Raw genomic sequence first — 15022 nt, forward strand, 5'->3', positions numbered from 1 at the left:
GCTTGCGCATACTGGGCGGGCGCAAGCAGCTATTTAAAACATAGCAATAATGCGCCCTGGCGCAAGCCCGATCAGCGCAGACCCGCGCCACCGGCGGCTTCAGCCCGCTGGATCAGCTCGATCTTGTAGCCGTCCGGGTCGGTCACAAAGGCAATTACCGACGTGCCGCCCTTGACCGGGCCGGCTTCACGCGTCACGTTGCCGCCGGCGGCCTTGATTTTTTCGCAGGCGGCGTAAACGTCCGGCATGCCGAGTGCGATATGGCCGTAAGCCGTGCCGATTTCGTAGCTTTCGGTGCCCCAGTTGTAGGTCAGCTCAAGCTCGGCCTGGGCCGGATTGCCTTCGTAACCGAGAAAAGCCAAGCTGTATTGATAGTCCGGATTTTCAGACCGGCGCAGCAGCTGCATGCCCAGCACCTGGGTGTAAAAGTCAATCGAGCGCTGGAGGTCGCCAACGCGCAGCATGGTGTGAAGAAATCGCATCGTGAAGTTTCTCGGGTGGAATGAGGGAGCGGTGATTGTCGTCAGTCCGCCCGGCGCGCGCACGCTGGCTGACGATAATCGTCCCGCGTCAGGGGAATGAGAAAATCCGCTGCAGCGCAGGCATTTTTAACGCCATGCCACTGCGTTTGGGCGTTCTGAACGCCGCTGGGCTTGCCGCTGGAGAATAGAGATTGATGCCCTTGCTGGACTGGAAAGACATTGACCTGGTGGTTTTTGATGTGGACGGAACGCTCTACGACCAGCGGCGTCTGCAGCTGGCCATGCTGCGCCGCCTGCTGGTGGCGACATGGCAAACGCGCAGCCTGGACACGCTGCTGACGCTGCGCACATTTCGCCAGGTGCGGGAAGCACTCGGCGAGCAGCCTGGCGCCGACTTCATGGCGCTGCAATATGCCCGCACCGCCCGCCAGCGCCACAAGACCGAAGACGAAGTGCGCGCACTGGTGGCCCAATGGATGGAACAAAAGCCGCTGGATTTACTGGCCGGCTGCCGCTATCCGCATGTGCAGGCGTTGTTTGCCGGCTTGCGGACCGCCGGCAAACAGATTGCGGTGTTTTCCGACTATCCGGCCCGCGACAAGCTGGCAGCTTTGGGGCTGCAGGCACAGCCCATCGTCTGCGCCACCGACGCCGGCATTGCCCGGCTCAAGCCCGACCCGTGCGGATTGTTGGCGATCCTGCGCCAGACCGGCGTGCCGGCCACGCGTGCGCTGATGATTGGCGACCGCTTTGACCGCGATGCGGCGGCGGCCAGCCGGGCAGGCGTGCGGGCCTTGATACGCGCTCGGCAGGCGCATGCGAAAATCGACACTTTTTGTGCCTACGATGACGCGGTGTTTCAGCCGATGTTGGTTCGGACGGATGTGCCAACGGCGGCTTGAGCGGCTTTCGCAACCCGGGTCTTTCACAAATTGGCGGAGGGATGCCCTGCTTTACCAGTCTTCCTTCACCGCCAGCACCGCGTCCCGGCCCGCCGCCGCGCGTCCGGCCAGCCAGGCGGTCAGCGTGCCGGCCAGCACCACGGCGGCGCACAGCAGCAGCAAGCGCGCCCACGGCACCTGCAAATCCATCGTCCAGTGAAAGCTTTGCGGATTGACCACAAACACCAGCACGGTAGACACCGCCAGACCCAGCGCCAGGCCCGCAAATGCGCCAATCACCGTCCAGGCCGCGCCTTCGCCGGCCACCACGGTCAGGATTTGCCGGCGCGTCAGGCCCAGGTGCGCCAGCAGGCCAAACTCCTTGCGCCGCGCCAGCACCTGCGCGCTGAAGCTGGCCGCCACGCCAAACAGGCCAATCGCAATCGCCACGCCCTGCAGCCAGTAAGTGACGGCAAAACTGCGGTCAAAAATCTTCAAGGATGTGGTGCGGATCTGGCTGACCGATGCCATTTCCAGCAACGCGCCGCCGCCGGGCGACTGCGCATCGGCCAGCCGGCGCAGGGCTTGCTGCACGTCGGCGTCCGGCACCTTGCCATTCAGCCACAGCGCCACGTCGTTGACGCGCCGGTCGCCGCTCAGGCGCTCAAAGTCGCGCTGCGGCATGGCAATCGCGCCAAACTGGCGGGCATAGTCGCGCCACACGCCGGCCACGTAGAATTTTTGATTTGCTATTGAATCAGTAGCTGCTTGCACACGTCCTGATTGCGCCAGCGCACTAAAAGACTGTGAAAGGGGCAAAAACACAGTGCCTGGCCGCGCGCCGTACAAGTCCACCATCGCCTCGCTGACATAAATGCCGATTTGACCGGCGGGCACCGGCAGCGCCGCGCCGACCAGCGGCAGCGCCGTGGCCGGGTCGTCGATGGGCCGGGAAATCAGCGTGACGGCGGGTTTGCCGGCGTCCAGCAGCAAAGGCGTCGAGCGCAGCGTGCTGACGCGCGCCACGCCCGGCAGGCCGCCCAGCGACGCCACAAAGCCGGGTGAAAAATAAGCCGCGTCGCTGGCCGACGTGCTCAACGTGGTTCGCACGTACAAATCGGCCGGCAGCACCACGTCGAGCCAGTGCGTGACTGAGTCGCGAAAACTCGCCACCATCACCGTCAGCGCCACCGCCAGACTGAGCGACGCCACCACGCCGCTGACGGCGACCGCCGCGCTTTCACGCACCCGGCGCGCGCGCTCCACCGCCAGCAGCGGCAGCAAGCGGTGCGCGACCCACGGGCTGAGCCGGTCGTACAGCAGCGTGATCAGCCAGGGCAGCGCGGTGATGCCGCCGACCAGCAGCAACCCGACTGAAAAATAAGCCGCCAGCGGAATGCCAAAGACCGGCGGCAGCAGCGCCAGCACGCCGCCCGCCGCCAGCAGCAAAAGGCTCAGCCAGTGGCCGGAGCCGCCACCGGGCACCAATCCCAGTCCTTTCAGGGTTTGCGCCGGCGGCAGCTTTTGTGCCGCCCGTGCCGGCCACCAGCCGCCCACGCCCGCCGCCGCCACACCGAGCGCGCCATACGTCAGCGCCGCGCCGCTGCTCCACTGCAACGCCGGCGCAACGCCAGAAAAATAGCCGCCGCCCAGGTCGCCGCCCAGCAGCCGCAGCGCCAACGCCGCCAGCCCGGTGCCCAGCGCAATGCCGGCCACACTGCCCACCAAGCCCAGCGCCAGCGATTCAATCAGCACAATTTGCAGGCGCTCGCGCCCGGTCAATCCCAGCACGCCGAGCAGCGCAAACTGCTGCGCCCGCTTGGCCACGCTGAGCGACAGCACTGAAAACACCAAAAATGCGCCGGTAAACAGCGCCACCAGCGCCAGCACCGTGAGGTTGACGCGGTAGGCGCGCGACAAGTTGCTGACCCGCTCGGCGTCATCGCCCGGCGCGCTGGCCGTGATGCCGGGCGGCAGCTGCAGCGATGCTTCAAAGCTGCGCAGGTCAGTGCCGGCTTTGAGCCGTACATCAATGCGCGACAACTGACCCGCCCGGCCAAACAGGTCTTGCGCCGCGCCAATGTCCATCACCGCCAGCGGCCCGCCGCCGGCGTTCACGCTGCCCGCCACGTTCACGCGGCGCAGCTGCAGGCCGTCTTGCAGTTGCAGCTGGTTGCTGGCAAAAACCTGGCGCGCCGCCGGATTGAGAAACACCGTACCCGGCAAAAACAGCGCCAGCCGCTCTGCGCCTTTGAACGGCACCGGCATCAGCGCCGGCGCGACGGACGCCACGGCCAGCGCATCGACGCCGATGATGCGCAGTGCTTGCCGCCGGGTGGTGTCGCTTTTATCGTCCAGTCCGTAGCTGGTGATTTCCAGCACCGGACTGGCCATCGCCACTTGCGGATGGTTGGCAACGCGCGCGTACAGGCTTTCGTCAAAGCTGCCTTGCACCGCCCGCAATTCCAGATCGGGCTGGCCATTGACGGCGCGCACCGCCTGCGAGAACTCGCTGAGCGCCGAGTTGTTGATGAGGTGCACCGAAAACGCCAGCGCCACGCCCAGCATCACGGCCAGGACAGCAGCGGCATTGCGCCACGGGTGGTGGCGGAGTTCTTGCCAGGAAAAAGTACGGAGCAGGGCGCGCATAGGCTGAATTTTTTGCCGTGTCTCAGGCCCGGATGCCGTCAGCGCTCAGGTGCAGCACCCGGTCGGCGCGCGCAGCGGCGGCTTGGGAATGCGTCACCAGCACCATCGACGCGCCATGTTCACGGGTTTGCGCCACCAGTGCATCCATGACTTTGGCGGCGGTGGTCGGGTCAAGGTTGCCGGTGGGCTCGTCGGCCAGCAGCAGGCCGGGGCGATGGATCAGCGCCCGCGCAATTGCCACCCGCTGCAACTGCCCGCCGCTCAATTGCTGCGGCAGGCGCTTACCCAAGCCGCCCAGGCCGACGGCTTCAAGCAGCGCCTCGACGCGCGCGTCGTCGGGCTCGCCCAGCAGCAGCAGCGGCAGAGCGACGTTTTGCGCCACGTCCAGATGCGGCAACACATGAAAGGCCTGGAACACAAAGCCGACATGGCGGCGGCGCAGCAGGGCGCGCTGGTCATCGTTCATCGCGCGCAGATCAGCGCCGTTCAGCTGGACTGTGCCTTCGTCCCAGCTGTCCAGCCCGGCCATGCAGTTGAGCAGCGTCGATTTGCCCACGCCCGACTCGCCAATGATGGCCACGAATTCACCCGGCGCCACGTCGAGCGAGACGTTGCTGAAAACGGCGGCTTCGCCATAACGCTTGCCCAACTGGCGAATTTGCAGACGCATAAAAAGGAAAAATGGTAAGGAGGAAAGAGGCTTGCACATGCAGCGCATGGCAAGCGCATTGGCCTGGTGAGTTTGGCCTTAAAACTTCACCAGTTCGACCCGGCGGTTGCGCGCCTTGTTGGCTTCGTTGTCGTTGGCCGCCACAGCTTTGTCGCTGCCAAAGCCTGCGGTTTTCAGCCGGGCCGGATTGATGCCCAGCGCGACCAGTTTGTCGCGCACGGCGACGGCGCGGTCTTTGGACAGCGCCAGGTTGCGCTCGGTGCTGCCGGTGTTGTCGGTGTGGCCTTCGATGGACAGCTTGAGCGAGGCATTGGTTTTGAGGAGTTTGGCGATCTCGTCGACGATCAGGCTGCCGTCGGCTTGAAGGGTGGCTTTGTCGGTGTCAAAGTTGATGTGCAAAACGGCTTTGCCATCGGCTGCAATGGTTTTTTGCAGGTTGTCCGCCTCGGCTTCAGGGGGCAAAAGCGACATGGTTTGCTTGAAGTCCTTCAACTGCATGATGTTGTATCTTGGACTGTTCAGGCCGAGTTGAAAGATGATGGGCTGGCCCTCTTGGGTTTTGAGTCCGTAGGTGTGGGTGATTTGCCCAATGTTGACATCTGATTTTTCGCTGTCGTAGTGGGCCAGCTCGTAGACCTTGTAGTCAATCTCGGAATCATTGAGCTTTTGGGCACCCAGGGATTCCATGAAATTGACAAAGCTTTTTTCAACGAAGACCGTGGACATCGCTGCGTTGTCGATCCTTTGAAGGGGGGCCTTGAAAAGCCGCCCTTCAAGAGGCACGACTCTTCCGTTGATGGCGAACATGAAACGGTCGTAGTCAAGGGTTTTGGTGCCGTTGTACGAATAGCCGTCAGGCAACGCAATATAAGGAAATGCACCGAGCTGCACTTTGGCAGTCGGCAGGGAACCGGGATCGAACGCAGGTTCTGCAGCCGTCGCGGAAGGGGTCGCAACGGCTGCAGCGGCCGGTGCGGCGGCTGTATGGCTTGGCACAGAAGCGGCGGAGGTCTCCGGGGTTTTTTTGCAGGCACTGAGGCCCAAGGCAAGACACAGACCGGTCAGGATTAAAGTAAATTTCATTTTTTAAATGGGGTGTTCAACCGCATGAATGCAACTGGGAAAAAGTCTGCAGGCCGGCTTTTGAAAGCCCTGAACTGCACCAGCCAGGGTTGATGAGGCATGGTAGCGCAAGTTTTATGGCGCTAGAAACAAGGGTTGCACCTGCGCCAGCACCTGCGCCAGCGCATCGGGCGCGTCACAGGCGACGACGCGCCGCTGCGGCATGGAGCGCAGCCAGGTGATCTGGCGCTTGGCCAGCTGGCGCGTGGCAAAAATGCCCTTGTCGCGCAAGGTATTGAAGTCTTTTTCTGAAAAATTGCCGCCCGGCCCGTCAGCTTCCAGCGCATCCAGCGCTTCCCACGCCTGCCGGTAGCCGACGCAGCGCATCGACGGCAAGTCAAGCGTCAAGTCTCCCCGGGTGCGCAAGGCCTTGACTTCATCGATAAAGCCGGCGACCAGCATCGCGTCAAAGCGCTGAGCAATGCGCGCGTGCAGCCAGGCGCGATCTTGGGGTTCCAGGGAAATAAGGGCATTGGCGCAGGCGGGACGGGCGCTGTCAGCTATTTTTTTAGTAGCGCTTCGCTGGTGAAAAAATGACAACGGCTGGCCGGTCAGCCGGAACACTTCCAGCGCCCGCGAAATGCGCTGCGAATCAAGCGGTGCCAGGCGCGCAGCCGTCACCGGGTCGACCCGCGCCAGTTCCTGATGCAGCGAGGGCCAGCCTTGGGCGGCGGCCTCAAGCGCCAGGGCCGCGCGCACCGCCGGGTCGGCCTTGGGCATGTCGTCAAGCCCGTCAAACAGCGCCTTGAAATACAGCATGGTGCCGCCCACCAGCAGCGGCAGCTTGCCGCGCGCGCTGATGTCTTCGATCAGCTGCTGCGCATCCTGCACGAATTCGGCGGCGCTGTAAGCGTGCAGCGGGTCGCGAATATTGATCAGGTGATGCGGCACGGCGGCCAGTTCGTTGGGGCTGGGCTTGGCGGTGCCGATGTCCATGCCCCGGTAAACCAGGGCTGAATCAACACTGATGATCTCGACCGGATAGCGCTCGGCGATGGCCAGCGCGGCGGCGGTTTTGCCCGACGCCGTGGGGCCGGCCAGGGCGATGTAAGCGGTGTTCGGGGGGCGCGCGCTGCGCGCCGGGGGAAAAGAAACAGACATGCGCGTGAGGCTACCAGAAAGCCCTGCCAGCGCTGGCGCCCCGGCGCTTACTGCGGCGACAGCGGCGACAAACGCGCGCCGGTGCGGCTGGCGCCAAACAATTCGGCCAGCGCCACGCGGTACTGCGCCTGCCCCAGCGTGTTGGTGCTGTGATGCGAGCCGCCTTCCACCAGCACAAAAGCCTTGGGCTCGGGTGCCGCGTCATAGAGCTTGCGCCCCAGCGACGGCAAAATCTGCGTGTCGTTTGAGCCATGCACCACCAGCAGCGGCGCGCCCAGATGGGCGACTTTGGCCACTGACTCGAAAGGCTGGGTGATCAGCGCGCGCAGCGGCAACCAGCCCCATTTCATGGTGCTGACCACATCGGCAATCGAGCTGAAGGTGTTTTCCACAATCGTGCCCGCTTCGTCATTGACCTTGGCTGCCAGTTCAATGGCGACTGCGCCGCCCAGCGAATGGCCGAAGATATAGCGCGGCTGCTGCGGATGCCGCGCGCCCAGCCAGTCCCAGGCGGCGCGTGCGTCCTCGTAGGCCGTGTTTTCTGAAGGCAGGTCAGACGAGCTTTTGCCAAAGCCCCGGTAGTCAATCGCCAGCACCGAAAACCCCAGTTGCTGCATGTGGCGAATGCGCGGCGCGGAGCCTTCGACGTTCCAGCGCGCGCCGTGCAGCAACAGCAGCACCGGCGCTTTGGCGCCTTTCCACGCCGCATTCGCGGGGTCGGCGGGCAGCCACAGGCCGTGCAGCTTGACCGGGTTGCCGGTGGCCTTCGAGTCAAAATTGATCCAGACATTTTGCATGTCCCGCGCCAGCTCGGCGCTGCTGCCCCAACTGCGGTCACTGGGCTGGAAGATCCAGCCGCGTTGCTTTTGGTCAAGCGCCGTGCCGCCCACCAGCAGCAGGGCCAAGGCAAAGAGCAGAAAAAAGAGATAGGGCCAGCGTTTCATCACTTCATAGAGCGAGCTTGGCCCTAAAAGTTCGTTGTGGCCAAGCCTGGAGTCGCCGACTGGCTGCGGCGATCAGGGCAAGAGCGGTTTTTGCGCGTTGACCAGCTCGCTGCGCGCCTCATCCAGATCGGCCTGCTGGCGGGCGATTTTCTGGGCATCGCCTTTGGCCTGCGCCTTGGCCAGCTTTTGCTCTCGCTCTGCGACTTTTTTCGTCGCCTTTTGAATGTCGCTTTCACGTTCTACGGCCAGCGAGGCGTCCGTGCAGTTCGACTGCGTGGCGCGCAAGGCCTTTTGCAAGCCGGCAATCTGATGCTGCCGGCCCTGCGCCTGGGCCTGGCCGACCTCAAATTCGATGCGTGTGATCTTGGCGGCGCAGGCCGCAGAAGGTTCGGCGGCCAGCAAAGGGGTTGCGGCAAGCGCCAGCAGGCTGGCAATAAAGAGTTGCTTCATGGATTTTTCTGAAAAAAGAATGTCGGTTGGCAAAAGGGCGTGGAGTATGCGCTTTTCATCCCGGCATAAAAAAAGGGGCTGTGAAGCCCCTTTGGGTTTGCGTGCCGCAGGGGCGGCGTTTTACACCACGCCTTGTGCCAGCATCGCGTCAGCCACCTTGACGAATCCGGCCACGTTGGCGCCATCGACATAGCTGATCGTGCCGTCTTCGCGGCGGCCATATTGCAGACAGGCGCTGTGAATGTCTTGCATGATCTGCAGCAAACGCGCATCGACTTCGTCCCGCGACCACGACAGGCGCATCGCGTTCTGGCTCATTTCCAGACCCGACGTGGCCACGCCTCCGGCGTTGCTGGCCTTGCCCGGTGCGTACAGCACGCCGTTGCCTTCAAACACATGAACCGCTTCCAGCGTCGAGGGCATGTTCGCGCCTTCGGCCACGCAGATCACGCCGTTTTTCACCAGCAGCCTGGCGTCGTCGCCGTCCAGCTCGTTTTGCGTCGCGCAGGGCAGGGCAATGTCGACCGGCACATGCCACGGGTTAACGCCGGGGTGGAAAGCCACGCCGGTGCGCTCGGCATAGTCGTTGACCCGGCCATACAGATGGTTCTTGACTTCCATCAGTTCGGCCAGTTTTTCAGGGGTGAAGCCGTCTTCATCGACGATGGTGCCGCTGGAGTCCGACACGGTGATCACCTTGGCACCCAGCGCCATGGCCTTTTCCACCGCGTACTGCGCCACGTTGCCCGAACCCGACACACTGACGCGCAGGCCGTCCATCGAGCGGCCTTTTTGCTTGAGCATTTCTTCAGCGAAATAGACCGTGCCGTAGCCGGTGGCTTCAGGGCGGATCAGCGAGCCGCCAAACGAGATGCCCTTGCCGGTGAACACGCAGTCCGAACGGTTGGAGAGTTTTTTGTACATGCCGGCAATAAAGCCGACTTCGCGCCCGCCCACGCCGATGTCGCCGGCCGGCACGTCGGTGTTGGCGCCGATGTGGCGGAACAATTCGCTGGCAAACGCCTGGCAAAAGCGCATGACTTCAAGCGGGCTCTTGCCCTTCGGGTCAAAGTCGGAGCCGCCCTTGCCGCCGCCCATAGGTAGCGTGGTCAGCGCGTTTTTGAAGGTCTGCTCAAAAGCCAGGAACTTCAGGATCGACAAATTCACCGAAGGGTGAAAGCGCAGGCCGCCCTTGTACGGACCGATGGCCGAGCTGTGCTGGATGCGGTAGCCCCGGTTCACGCGGACTTCGCCCCGGTCATCAATCCACGAAACGCGGAACATGATGGTGCGCTCAGGCTCGATCAGGCGGTCGAGCAGACCGTGCTCAGCGTATTTAGGGTGCTTCTCAATGTAAGACCAAAGGCTTTGCATGACCTCGGTCGTGGCTTGAATGAATTCCGGCTGACCTGGGTTGCAGGCGGCGACGTGGCTCAAAAAGCCATCCAGGGTTTTGTATTTCATCCGTTCAATTCCTCTAATTGGTGCATAAACTCATGCGAAAACAGCATTTTGCCGCGAAAAGTTTGTTTTTTCGGCTTGTGTCCACATCGTTTTAATTGTTTTGCACCAATTAAGGGCTTGCGTGCGCAGACTGCGGGCGGCTGACCGTGCTTCAAACGCTCGGGTTTCGCGTCATGCCCAAGCGTTGCGCTGCTCCAGTGGTAAGCCGTCAAGCCGTCACTTCTCACAGCCTGCGCTTCGTGGGCGGAGGGTGTGCCTTGTTGTCATTGCTGGTAATGCTGCACGGGCTGCGCTGCTCAGCGTCCGCGCAAAAACAGGCTGTCGAGTTCCTTGAGGCTGACTTGCCGCCAGGTGGGCCGGCCGTGGTTGCACTGGTCTGAGCGCTCGGTCGCTTCCATCTGGCGCAGCAGGGCGTTCATTTCATCGACCGTCAGACGCCGGTTGGCGCGCACCGCGCCGTGACAGGCCATGGTGCCCAGCAACTCGTTTTGCGCCCGCTGAATCACGGTGCTGGCGTCGTGCTGGGCCAATTCGGCCAGCACGCTTCTGGCCAACTCGACCGCGTCACCGGCCGCCAGGCTGGTGGGCACGGCCCGCACGGCCAGCGTCTTGAGAGAAAACGGTGTGATTTCCAGCCCGAGCAGGCTCAGCGTGTCGGCGCAGTCTTCAGCTGTGGCGACTTCTTGCGCTGTGGCGGCAAAGGTGGCGGGAATCAAGAGCGGCTGGCTGGCAATGCGCGCGGTGTCAAACTGGGTTTTCAGCCGTTCATAAACGATGCGTTCGTGCGCGGCATGCATGTCTACGATGACCAGGCCCTGCGTGTTTTCGGCCAGGATGTAGACGCCTTTCAACTGCGCCAGGGCGCGGCCCAGCGGCCAGTCGCCGCCCGGCAGGCTGGTTTGCGGCGAAGCGGCTTGCTGCGCAGGGATGGGCGCTTGAATGGCTTCGGCTGCGCGCGCCAGGCGGTCGGTGTCTGGCGCGGCGGGGCGATCTGCTGGCACCGGCACAGGCCATAGGGCTTCAAAGTCTGAAGCGCGGTGGTTTGATTTTGCTCCGAAATTGATAGCTGGTTGCGCCCACCCCTGTTGCGCAAAGACCTTGTTTGACTTAAAAATGCTGCCAGCGGGCGGCGGGGCGGTGTCTGGCGCGGTCGAATCTTCGGAAACGGTGGCCGTGGCTGCGCCGGCACGGGGCGCGGCCAGCGCGTCTTCGGTGGCATGGCGCACCGCCTGATGCACTTCGCGGCTGTCGCGAAAACGCACTTCGATCTTGGTCGGGTGCACGTTCACATCAACCCGCGCCGGGTCGATGTCCACATACAGCGCATACACCGGCTGGCGGTGGCCGTGCAGCACGTCTTCGTAGGCGCTGCGTGCCGCGTGCGTCAGCACCTTGTCGCGCACATAGCGGCCATTGACATAGGCAAACTGCTGGTCTGGTCTAGCACGGGCGGCATCCGGAATACCCGCGCGGCCCCAGACCCGAACCGACGGCTGGCCGTCGGCGCGGCGCGCGCTGCTTTCGTAATACACGGCGATGGACTGCGCGACAAACTCGCTGCCCAGCACATCGGCCAGACGCTGGTCATGGTGGGGCAGGCTGTGCGCGTGGGCCAGTTCACCGCTGCAGGCGCGCCACTGCTCGACCAGCTTGCCTTCGTGCCAGATGGAAAAGCCCACGTCGGGCCGCACCAAGGCATGGCGGCGCACGGCTTCGATGCAGTGCGCCAGTTCAGTGGCGTCGGTTTTCAGAAATTTACGCCGGGCCGGGGTGGCATAAAACAGCTCGCGCACCTCGACGCTGGTGCCGCGCGCGCGGGCGGCGGCTTTGAGTTCGCCGGTGCGACCGTCCAGTTGCCAGGCGTGCTCGGTATCCTGCGTTCTGGACAGCAGGCTCATGTCGGCAATCGAATTGATGGCGGCCAGCGCCTCGCCCCGAAAACCCATGGTGCCGACGGCTTCCAGGTCTTGCAGCGAGGCAATCTTGCTGGTGGCATGGCGGCGCAGCGCGACCGGCAATTCCTCGCGCGGAATGCCCAGCCCGTCGTCTTCCACCAAAATCAGCCGCACACCGCCGGCTGACAGGCGCACCGTGACCTGCGTCGCCCCGGCGTCCAGCGCGTTGTCAAGCAACTCGCGCACCACCGACGCTGGCCGCTCGACCACTTCGCCGGCAGCAATCTGGCTGATGAGTTCGTCGGGAAGATCGCGGATGGGGTGGCGCGCGGCCTGGGTCTGAGGTGTCATGAGGCGGCCAATTTTAGGCGCAGCGTTGATGCACGGCCCTGTGCCTGCTCTTGTGGTGCAAGACACGGCAAGCGGGCCAGAAAGCGCCTTGAGCCCAGAAACAGTCCAGATAAATAACTGAATATCCATGCGGGTTAGCCACCTGCTGGAAGGCGATTTAAGACCTGTCAAAATCCCGTGCATGGAACTAGCTACCTTTTTGATCGATTTCATCCTTCACGTTGACAAGCACCTGGAAACCTTTGTGACCAGTTATGGCCTGTGGGTTTATGCATTGCTTTTCGTGATTATTTTTGTCGAGACCGGCGTCGTCGTCATGCCGTTTTTGCCCGGCGATTCCCTTTTGTTCGTGGTGGGGGCCATGTGCGGCGTGGGGCTGATGAGTTATCCGCTGGCCGTGGGCTTGTTGTTTGTGGCGGCGGTGCTGGGCGACCAGTGCAATTATTCGATTGGCCGTTATCTGGGGCCGAAGGTGTTTCAGTGGGAAGACTCGCGCTTCTTCAATAAAAAGGCCTTCAACCAGGCGCACGGGTTTTACGAGCGTTACGGCGGCGTCACCATCATTGCGGCGCGCTTCATGCCTTTCTTGCGGACTTTTGCGCCGTTTGTCGCCGGTATTTCACACATGTCGCGCGGCAAGTTTTTGGTTTTCAATTTGGTGGGTGCAGCGCTGTGGGTGGGCGGCATCGTCACCATCGGCTATGTGTTTGGCAACGTGCCGTTCGTCAAGGCGAACCTGGACAAGATCATCTGGGCGATGATTCTGGTTCCCGGCCTGTTCGTGCTTTTTGGCGCTTGGCGGGCACGGCAGAAAACCAGCAGCAGCCCGGTTTGAGCCACTGACGCCTGCGCAACCGGCTATGTGTATTGGCTTGTGGCTTGAACGTGACAATCGTCCGTTTTCAGCCACCGGTTTCGCATTGCACGCTTTTCAAGCGTGTCGGCTCAAACGCTATTTTTGCCAGCCGCCTTTCAAGACAACCTTTCTGAATCACCATGAATTCCCTGAAACTCGCCACTGTCAGCACCTTGTCCGAACTGCTGATTTTTCGTGTGGCGCAAAGCCCGCAGGGCGAGGCTTACCGCGAGTTTGATACGGCAAAGGGGCAGTGGGTCAGCACCCAGTGGGCAAGCGCCAGCGAGCGTATTGCGCACTGGGGCCGTGCGCTGGCGGCGCTGGAACTGCCGCGTCAGGCGCGCATCGCCATTTTGTTGCCCAACGGCCTGGATGCGGTCTGCACCTATCAGGCCGCGCTGTCACAGGCGCTGGTGCCGGTGCCGCTGCACGCCATCGACAACCCCGGCAGCATTGCCTACATCCTGTCGGACTGCGAAGCCTTGATGGTCATGGTGTCATCGCTGGCACAGTGGCGCGCCATTGAAAGCGTCGGTTTGGCCCTGCCGGCGTTGCGGGCTGTGGTGGTCACCGGGGAAAACGCGCTGACTGCGGCCTCCGGCGAAGCCGTTCCGGTGCTTTCGCTGGCGGCTTGGCTGGCGGCGGGGCAGGGGCATTCCAGTGTCACGCCGCCGCCGTCTGCCGACGACCTGGCGGCCATCGTCTATACCTCGGGCACGACTGGCAAGCCCAAGGGCGTGATGCTGACGCACCGCAATGTGGTGTGCAACGTGCTGGCTATTTTGGAGCGCGTCGTGCCGACGCCGGACGATGTCTTTTTGTCCTTCTTGCCGCTCTCGCACACCTTTGAGCGCACGGCGGGTTATTACCTGCCGATGGCCGTGGGCAGTTGCGTGAGCATATCCAGCGCATCGCGCAGCAGTTCCGCTTGGGTTATTACCTGCCGATGGCCGTGGGCAGTTGCGTGGCTTATGCGCGTTCGGTGGCGCTGTTGGCAGAAGACCTGAAAACCGTGCGCCCCACGGTGCTGATCTCGGTGCCGCGTATTTACGAACGGGTATTTGCCAAGCTGCAGGAAACGCTGGCCGGGTCGGCTTTCAAGATGCGGCTGTTTGAGGCTGCGCAGGCCGTGGGCTGGCGGCGGTTTTGCCGCGCGCAGGGTTTGCCGCTGGCGGCCGGCGAAGACAGTGTCTGGGCTGCGCTGGACCCGCTGCTCTGGCCGTTGCTGGACCGGCTGGTGGCGCGCACTTTGCGGGCGCAGTTTGGTGGCCGGGTACGGGTTGCCGTGAGTGGTGGCGCTGCCCTGTCGCATGCGGTGGCGCGCTGCTTTCTGGGGCTGGGCCTGCCGCTGCTGCAAGGCTACGGCATGACGGAAACGTCGCCCGTGGTGGCGGCCAATGGCGTGCAAGACAACGACCCTGCGACCGTGGGGCAGGCGCTGCCGGGTGTGGAAGTGCGTATCGGTGATAACCGGGAGCTGCAGGTGCGCGGCCCTTCGGTGATGAAAGGCTACTGGAAGCGGCCCGAGGACACGGCCAAAGTGCTGGATGCCGAAGGCTGGCTGTCGACCGGCGACCAGGCTGACGTGCAGAACGGGCGTATCCGCATCATGGGCCGGATCAAGGAAATCATCGTCACCTCGACGGGCGAGAAAGTGCCGCCTGGCGATCTGGAACTGGCTATTGCCGTGGATCCGCTGTTTGCGCAGGTGCTGGTGGTCGGCGAAAACCGGCCCTTCATCGCCTGCATGGCGGTGGTGAATCCGCTGGAATGGCAGCGCCTGGCCAGCTCGCTCGGGCTCGACCCGGCTGATGCCGCCAGCCTGAACCAGCCAGTGGTTCACAAAGCTGCTTTGGCGCGCATTTCGGCTCAAACACTGAACTTTGCGCGTTACGCCATGCCGCGCGCCGTGTTTTTGACGCTGGAACCCTGGACGATTGAAAACACCTTCATGACACCGACGCTCAAGCTCAAGCGCAATAACCTGATGGCGTGTTTTGCGGCGGACATCGACGCAATGTATGGGCCTGCGAAACGCAAGGTTGCTTCTGCCTGAGCTGGCCTTCTGCACCGCTTGAGCTTAATGACGGCTTGGCGCTATTTCAGGCAAAAAAAAAGACGACTCGCTGAAATTCAGGAGTCATCTTTTTTGCGGAT

12 protein-coding genes and 1 pseudogene are annotated in these 15022 nt (G+C 62.9%); 3 read left to right on the forward strand and 10 right to left on the reverse strand.

Annotation, left to right across the window (positions count from 1 at the left end; translation table 11 throughout):
• Positions 1 to 71: 71 nt before the first annotated feature.
• Positions 72 to 482: a lactoylglutathione lyase gene (gene gloA, locus RCH06_RS10490; RefSeq protein ID WP_327081408.1), complete on the reverse strand. Its 411-nt coding sequence runs from the start codon at positions 480 to 482 to the stop codon at positions 72 to 74.
• Positions 483 to 676: 194 nt separating this feature from the next.
• On the opposite strand from gloA, the gene RCH06_RS10495 reads away from it, so the two are divergent.
• The gene (locus tag RCH06_RS10495; protein WP_327081409.1) at positions 677 to 1384 is read left to right on the forward strand and encodes an HAD family hydrolase; all 708 of its coding nucleotides are present in this window, start codon (positions 677 to 679) and stop codon (positions 1382 to 1384) included.
• Positions 1385 to 1435: 51 nt separating this feature from the next.
• Here RCH06_RS10495 and RCH06_RS10500 read toward each other — a convergent pair whose 3' ends face one another.
• From RCH06_RS10500 to mutL, 9 genes are all read right to left on the reverse strand, one after another.
• Positions 1436 to 4012, reverse strand: coding sequence for an ABC transporter permease (locus tag RCH06_RS10500; RefSeq protein WP_327081410.1), 2577 nt, complete (start codon positions 4010 to 4012; stop codon positions 1436 to 1438).
• 22 nt (positions 4013 to 4034) lie between these two features.
• Positions 4035 to 4682 (reverse strand): ABC transporter ATP-binding protein, encoded by a 648-nt coding sequence (locus tag RCH06_RS10505; protein WP_327081411.1) that lies wholly within the window; start codon positions 4680 to 4682, stop codon positions 4035 to 4037.
• A 78-nt stretch (positions 4683 to 4760) separates the two neighbouring features.
• On the reverse strand, positions 4761 to 5765 hold the full coding sequence (locus RCH06_RS10510) for an OmpA family protein (protein WP_327081412.1): 1005 nt from the start codon (positions 5763 to 5765) through the stop codon (positions 4761 to 4763).
• Between the two features lie 114 nt (positions 5766 to 5879).
• Positions 5880 to 6905 (reverse strand): tRNA (adenosine(37)-N6)-dimethylallyltransferase MiaA, encoded by a 1026-nt coding sequence (gene miaA, locus RCH06_RS10515; protein ID WP_327081413.1) that lies wholly within the window; start codon positions 6903 to 6905, stop codon positions 5880 to 5882.
• Between the two features lie 47 nt (positions 6906 to 6952).
• Positions 6953 to 7849, reverse strand: coding sequence for an alpha/beta hydrolase (locus RCH06_RS10520; protein ID WP_327081414.1), 897 nt, complete (start codon positions 7847 to 7849; stop codon positions 6953 to 6955).
• Between the two features lie 72 nt (positions 7850 to 7921).
• Positions 7922 to 8299, reverse strand: a complete 378-nt coding sequence (locus tag RCH06_RS10525) for a DUF1090 domain-containing protein (RefSeq protein WP_327081415.1) — start codon at positions 8297 to 8299, stop codon at positions 7922 to 7924.
• Between the two features lie 120 nt (positions 8300 to 8419).
• Complete coding sequence (gene gdhA, locus RCH06_RS10530) at positions 8420 to 9763, reverse strand: NADP-specific glutamate dehydrogenase (RefSeq protein WP_327081416.1); 1344 nt, start codon at positions 9761 to 9763, stop codon at positions 8420 to 8422.
• Positions 9760 to 9975 carry a hypothetical protein gene (locus RCH06_RS10535; protein ID WP_327081417.1) on the reverse strand — a complete coding sequence of 72 codons (216 nt, stop codon included), beginning with the start codon at positions 9973 to 9975 and terminating at the stop codon, positions 9760 to 9762. Before RCH06_RS10535 ends, gdhA begins: the two co-directional genes overlap by 4 nt.
• Before the next feature lie 84 nt (positions 9976 to 10059).
• On the reverse strand, positions 10060 to 12009 hold the full coding sequence (gene mutL / locus RCH06_RS10540; RefSeq protein ID WP_327081418.1) for a DNA mismatch repair endonuclease MutL: 1950 nt from the start codon (positions 12007 to 12009) through the stop codon (positions 10060 to 10062).
• 181 nt (positions 12010 to 12190) lie between these two features.
• On the opposite strand from mutL, the gene RCH06_RS10545 reads away from it, so the two are divergent.
• Together RCH06_RS10545 and RCH06_RS10550 are read left to right on the forward strand one after the other, a co-directional pair.
• Positions 12191 to 12844 (forward strand): VTT domain-containing protein, encoded by a 654-nt coding sequence (locus RCH06_RS10545; protein WP_327081419.1) that lies wholly within the window; start codon positions 12191 to 12193, stop codon positions 12842 to 12844.
• Between the two features lie 161 nt (positions 12845 to 13005).
• Positions 13006 to 14921 (forward strand): annotated as a pseudogene (locus RCH06_RS10550) (AMP-dependent synthetase/ligase).
• Positions 14922 to 15022 lie beyond the last annotated feature (101 nt).

The sequence above is a fragment of the Polaromonas sp. CG_9.5 genome, assembly GCF_035984465.1.
In the GTDB taxonomy this organism is placed as follows: Bacteria; Pseudomonadota; Gammaproteobacteria; order Burkholderiales; family Burkholderiaceae_C; genus Polaromonas.

Excerpts from the sequence above, each read along its gene's own strand:
- RCH06_RS10495 (WP_327081409.1), top strand. The coding sequence starts at position 677 with ATGCCCTTGCTGGACTGGAAAGACATTGACCTGGTGGTTTTTGATGTG.
- gdhA (WP_327081416.1), bottom strand. The coding sequence starts at position 9,763 with ATGAAATACAAAACCCTGGATGGCTTTTTGAGCCACGTCGCCGCCTGC.
- RCH06_RS10545 (WP_327081419.1), top strand. The coding sequence starts at position 12,191 with ATGGAACTAGCTACCTTTTTGATCGATTTCATCCTTCACGTTGACAAG.
- RCH06_RS10500 (WP_327081410.1), bottom strand. The coding sequence starts at position 4,012 with ATGCGCGCCCTGCTCCGTACTTTTTCCTGGCAAGAACTCCGCCACCAC.
- mutL (WP_327081418.1), bottom strand. The coding sequence starts at position 12,009 with ATGACACCTCAGACCCAGGCCGCGCGCCACCCCATCCGCGATCTTCCC.
- RCH06_RS10505 (WP_327081411.1), bottom strand. The coding sequence starts at position 4,682 with ATGCGTCTGCAAATTCGCCAGTTGGGCAAGCGTTATGGCGAAGCCGCC.
- gloA (WP_327081408.1), bottom strand. The coding sequence starts at position 482 with ATGCGATTTCTTCACACCATGCTGCGCGTTGGCGACCTCCAGCGCTCG.
- miaA (WP_327081413.1), bottom strand. The coding sequence starts at position 6,905 with ATGTCTGTTTCTTTTCCCCCGGCGCGCAGCGCGCGCCCCCCGAACACC.
- RCH06_RS10525 (WP_327081415.1), bottom strand. The coding sequence starts at position 8,299 with ATGAAGCAACTCTTTATTGCCAGCCTGCTGGCGCTTGCCGCAACCCCT.
- RCH06_RS10520 (WP_327081414.1), bottom strand. The coding sequence starts at position 7,849 with ATGAAACGCTGGCCCTATCTCTTTTTTCTGCTCTTTGCCTTGGCCCTG.
- RCH06_RS10510 (WP_327081412.1), bottom strand. The coding sequence starts at position 5,765 with ATGAAATTTACTTTAATCCTGACCGGTCTGTGTCTTGCCTTGGGCCTC.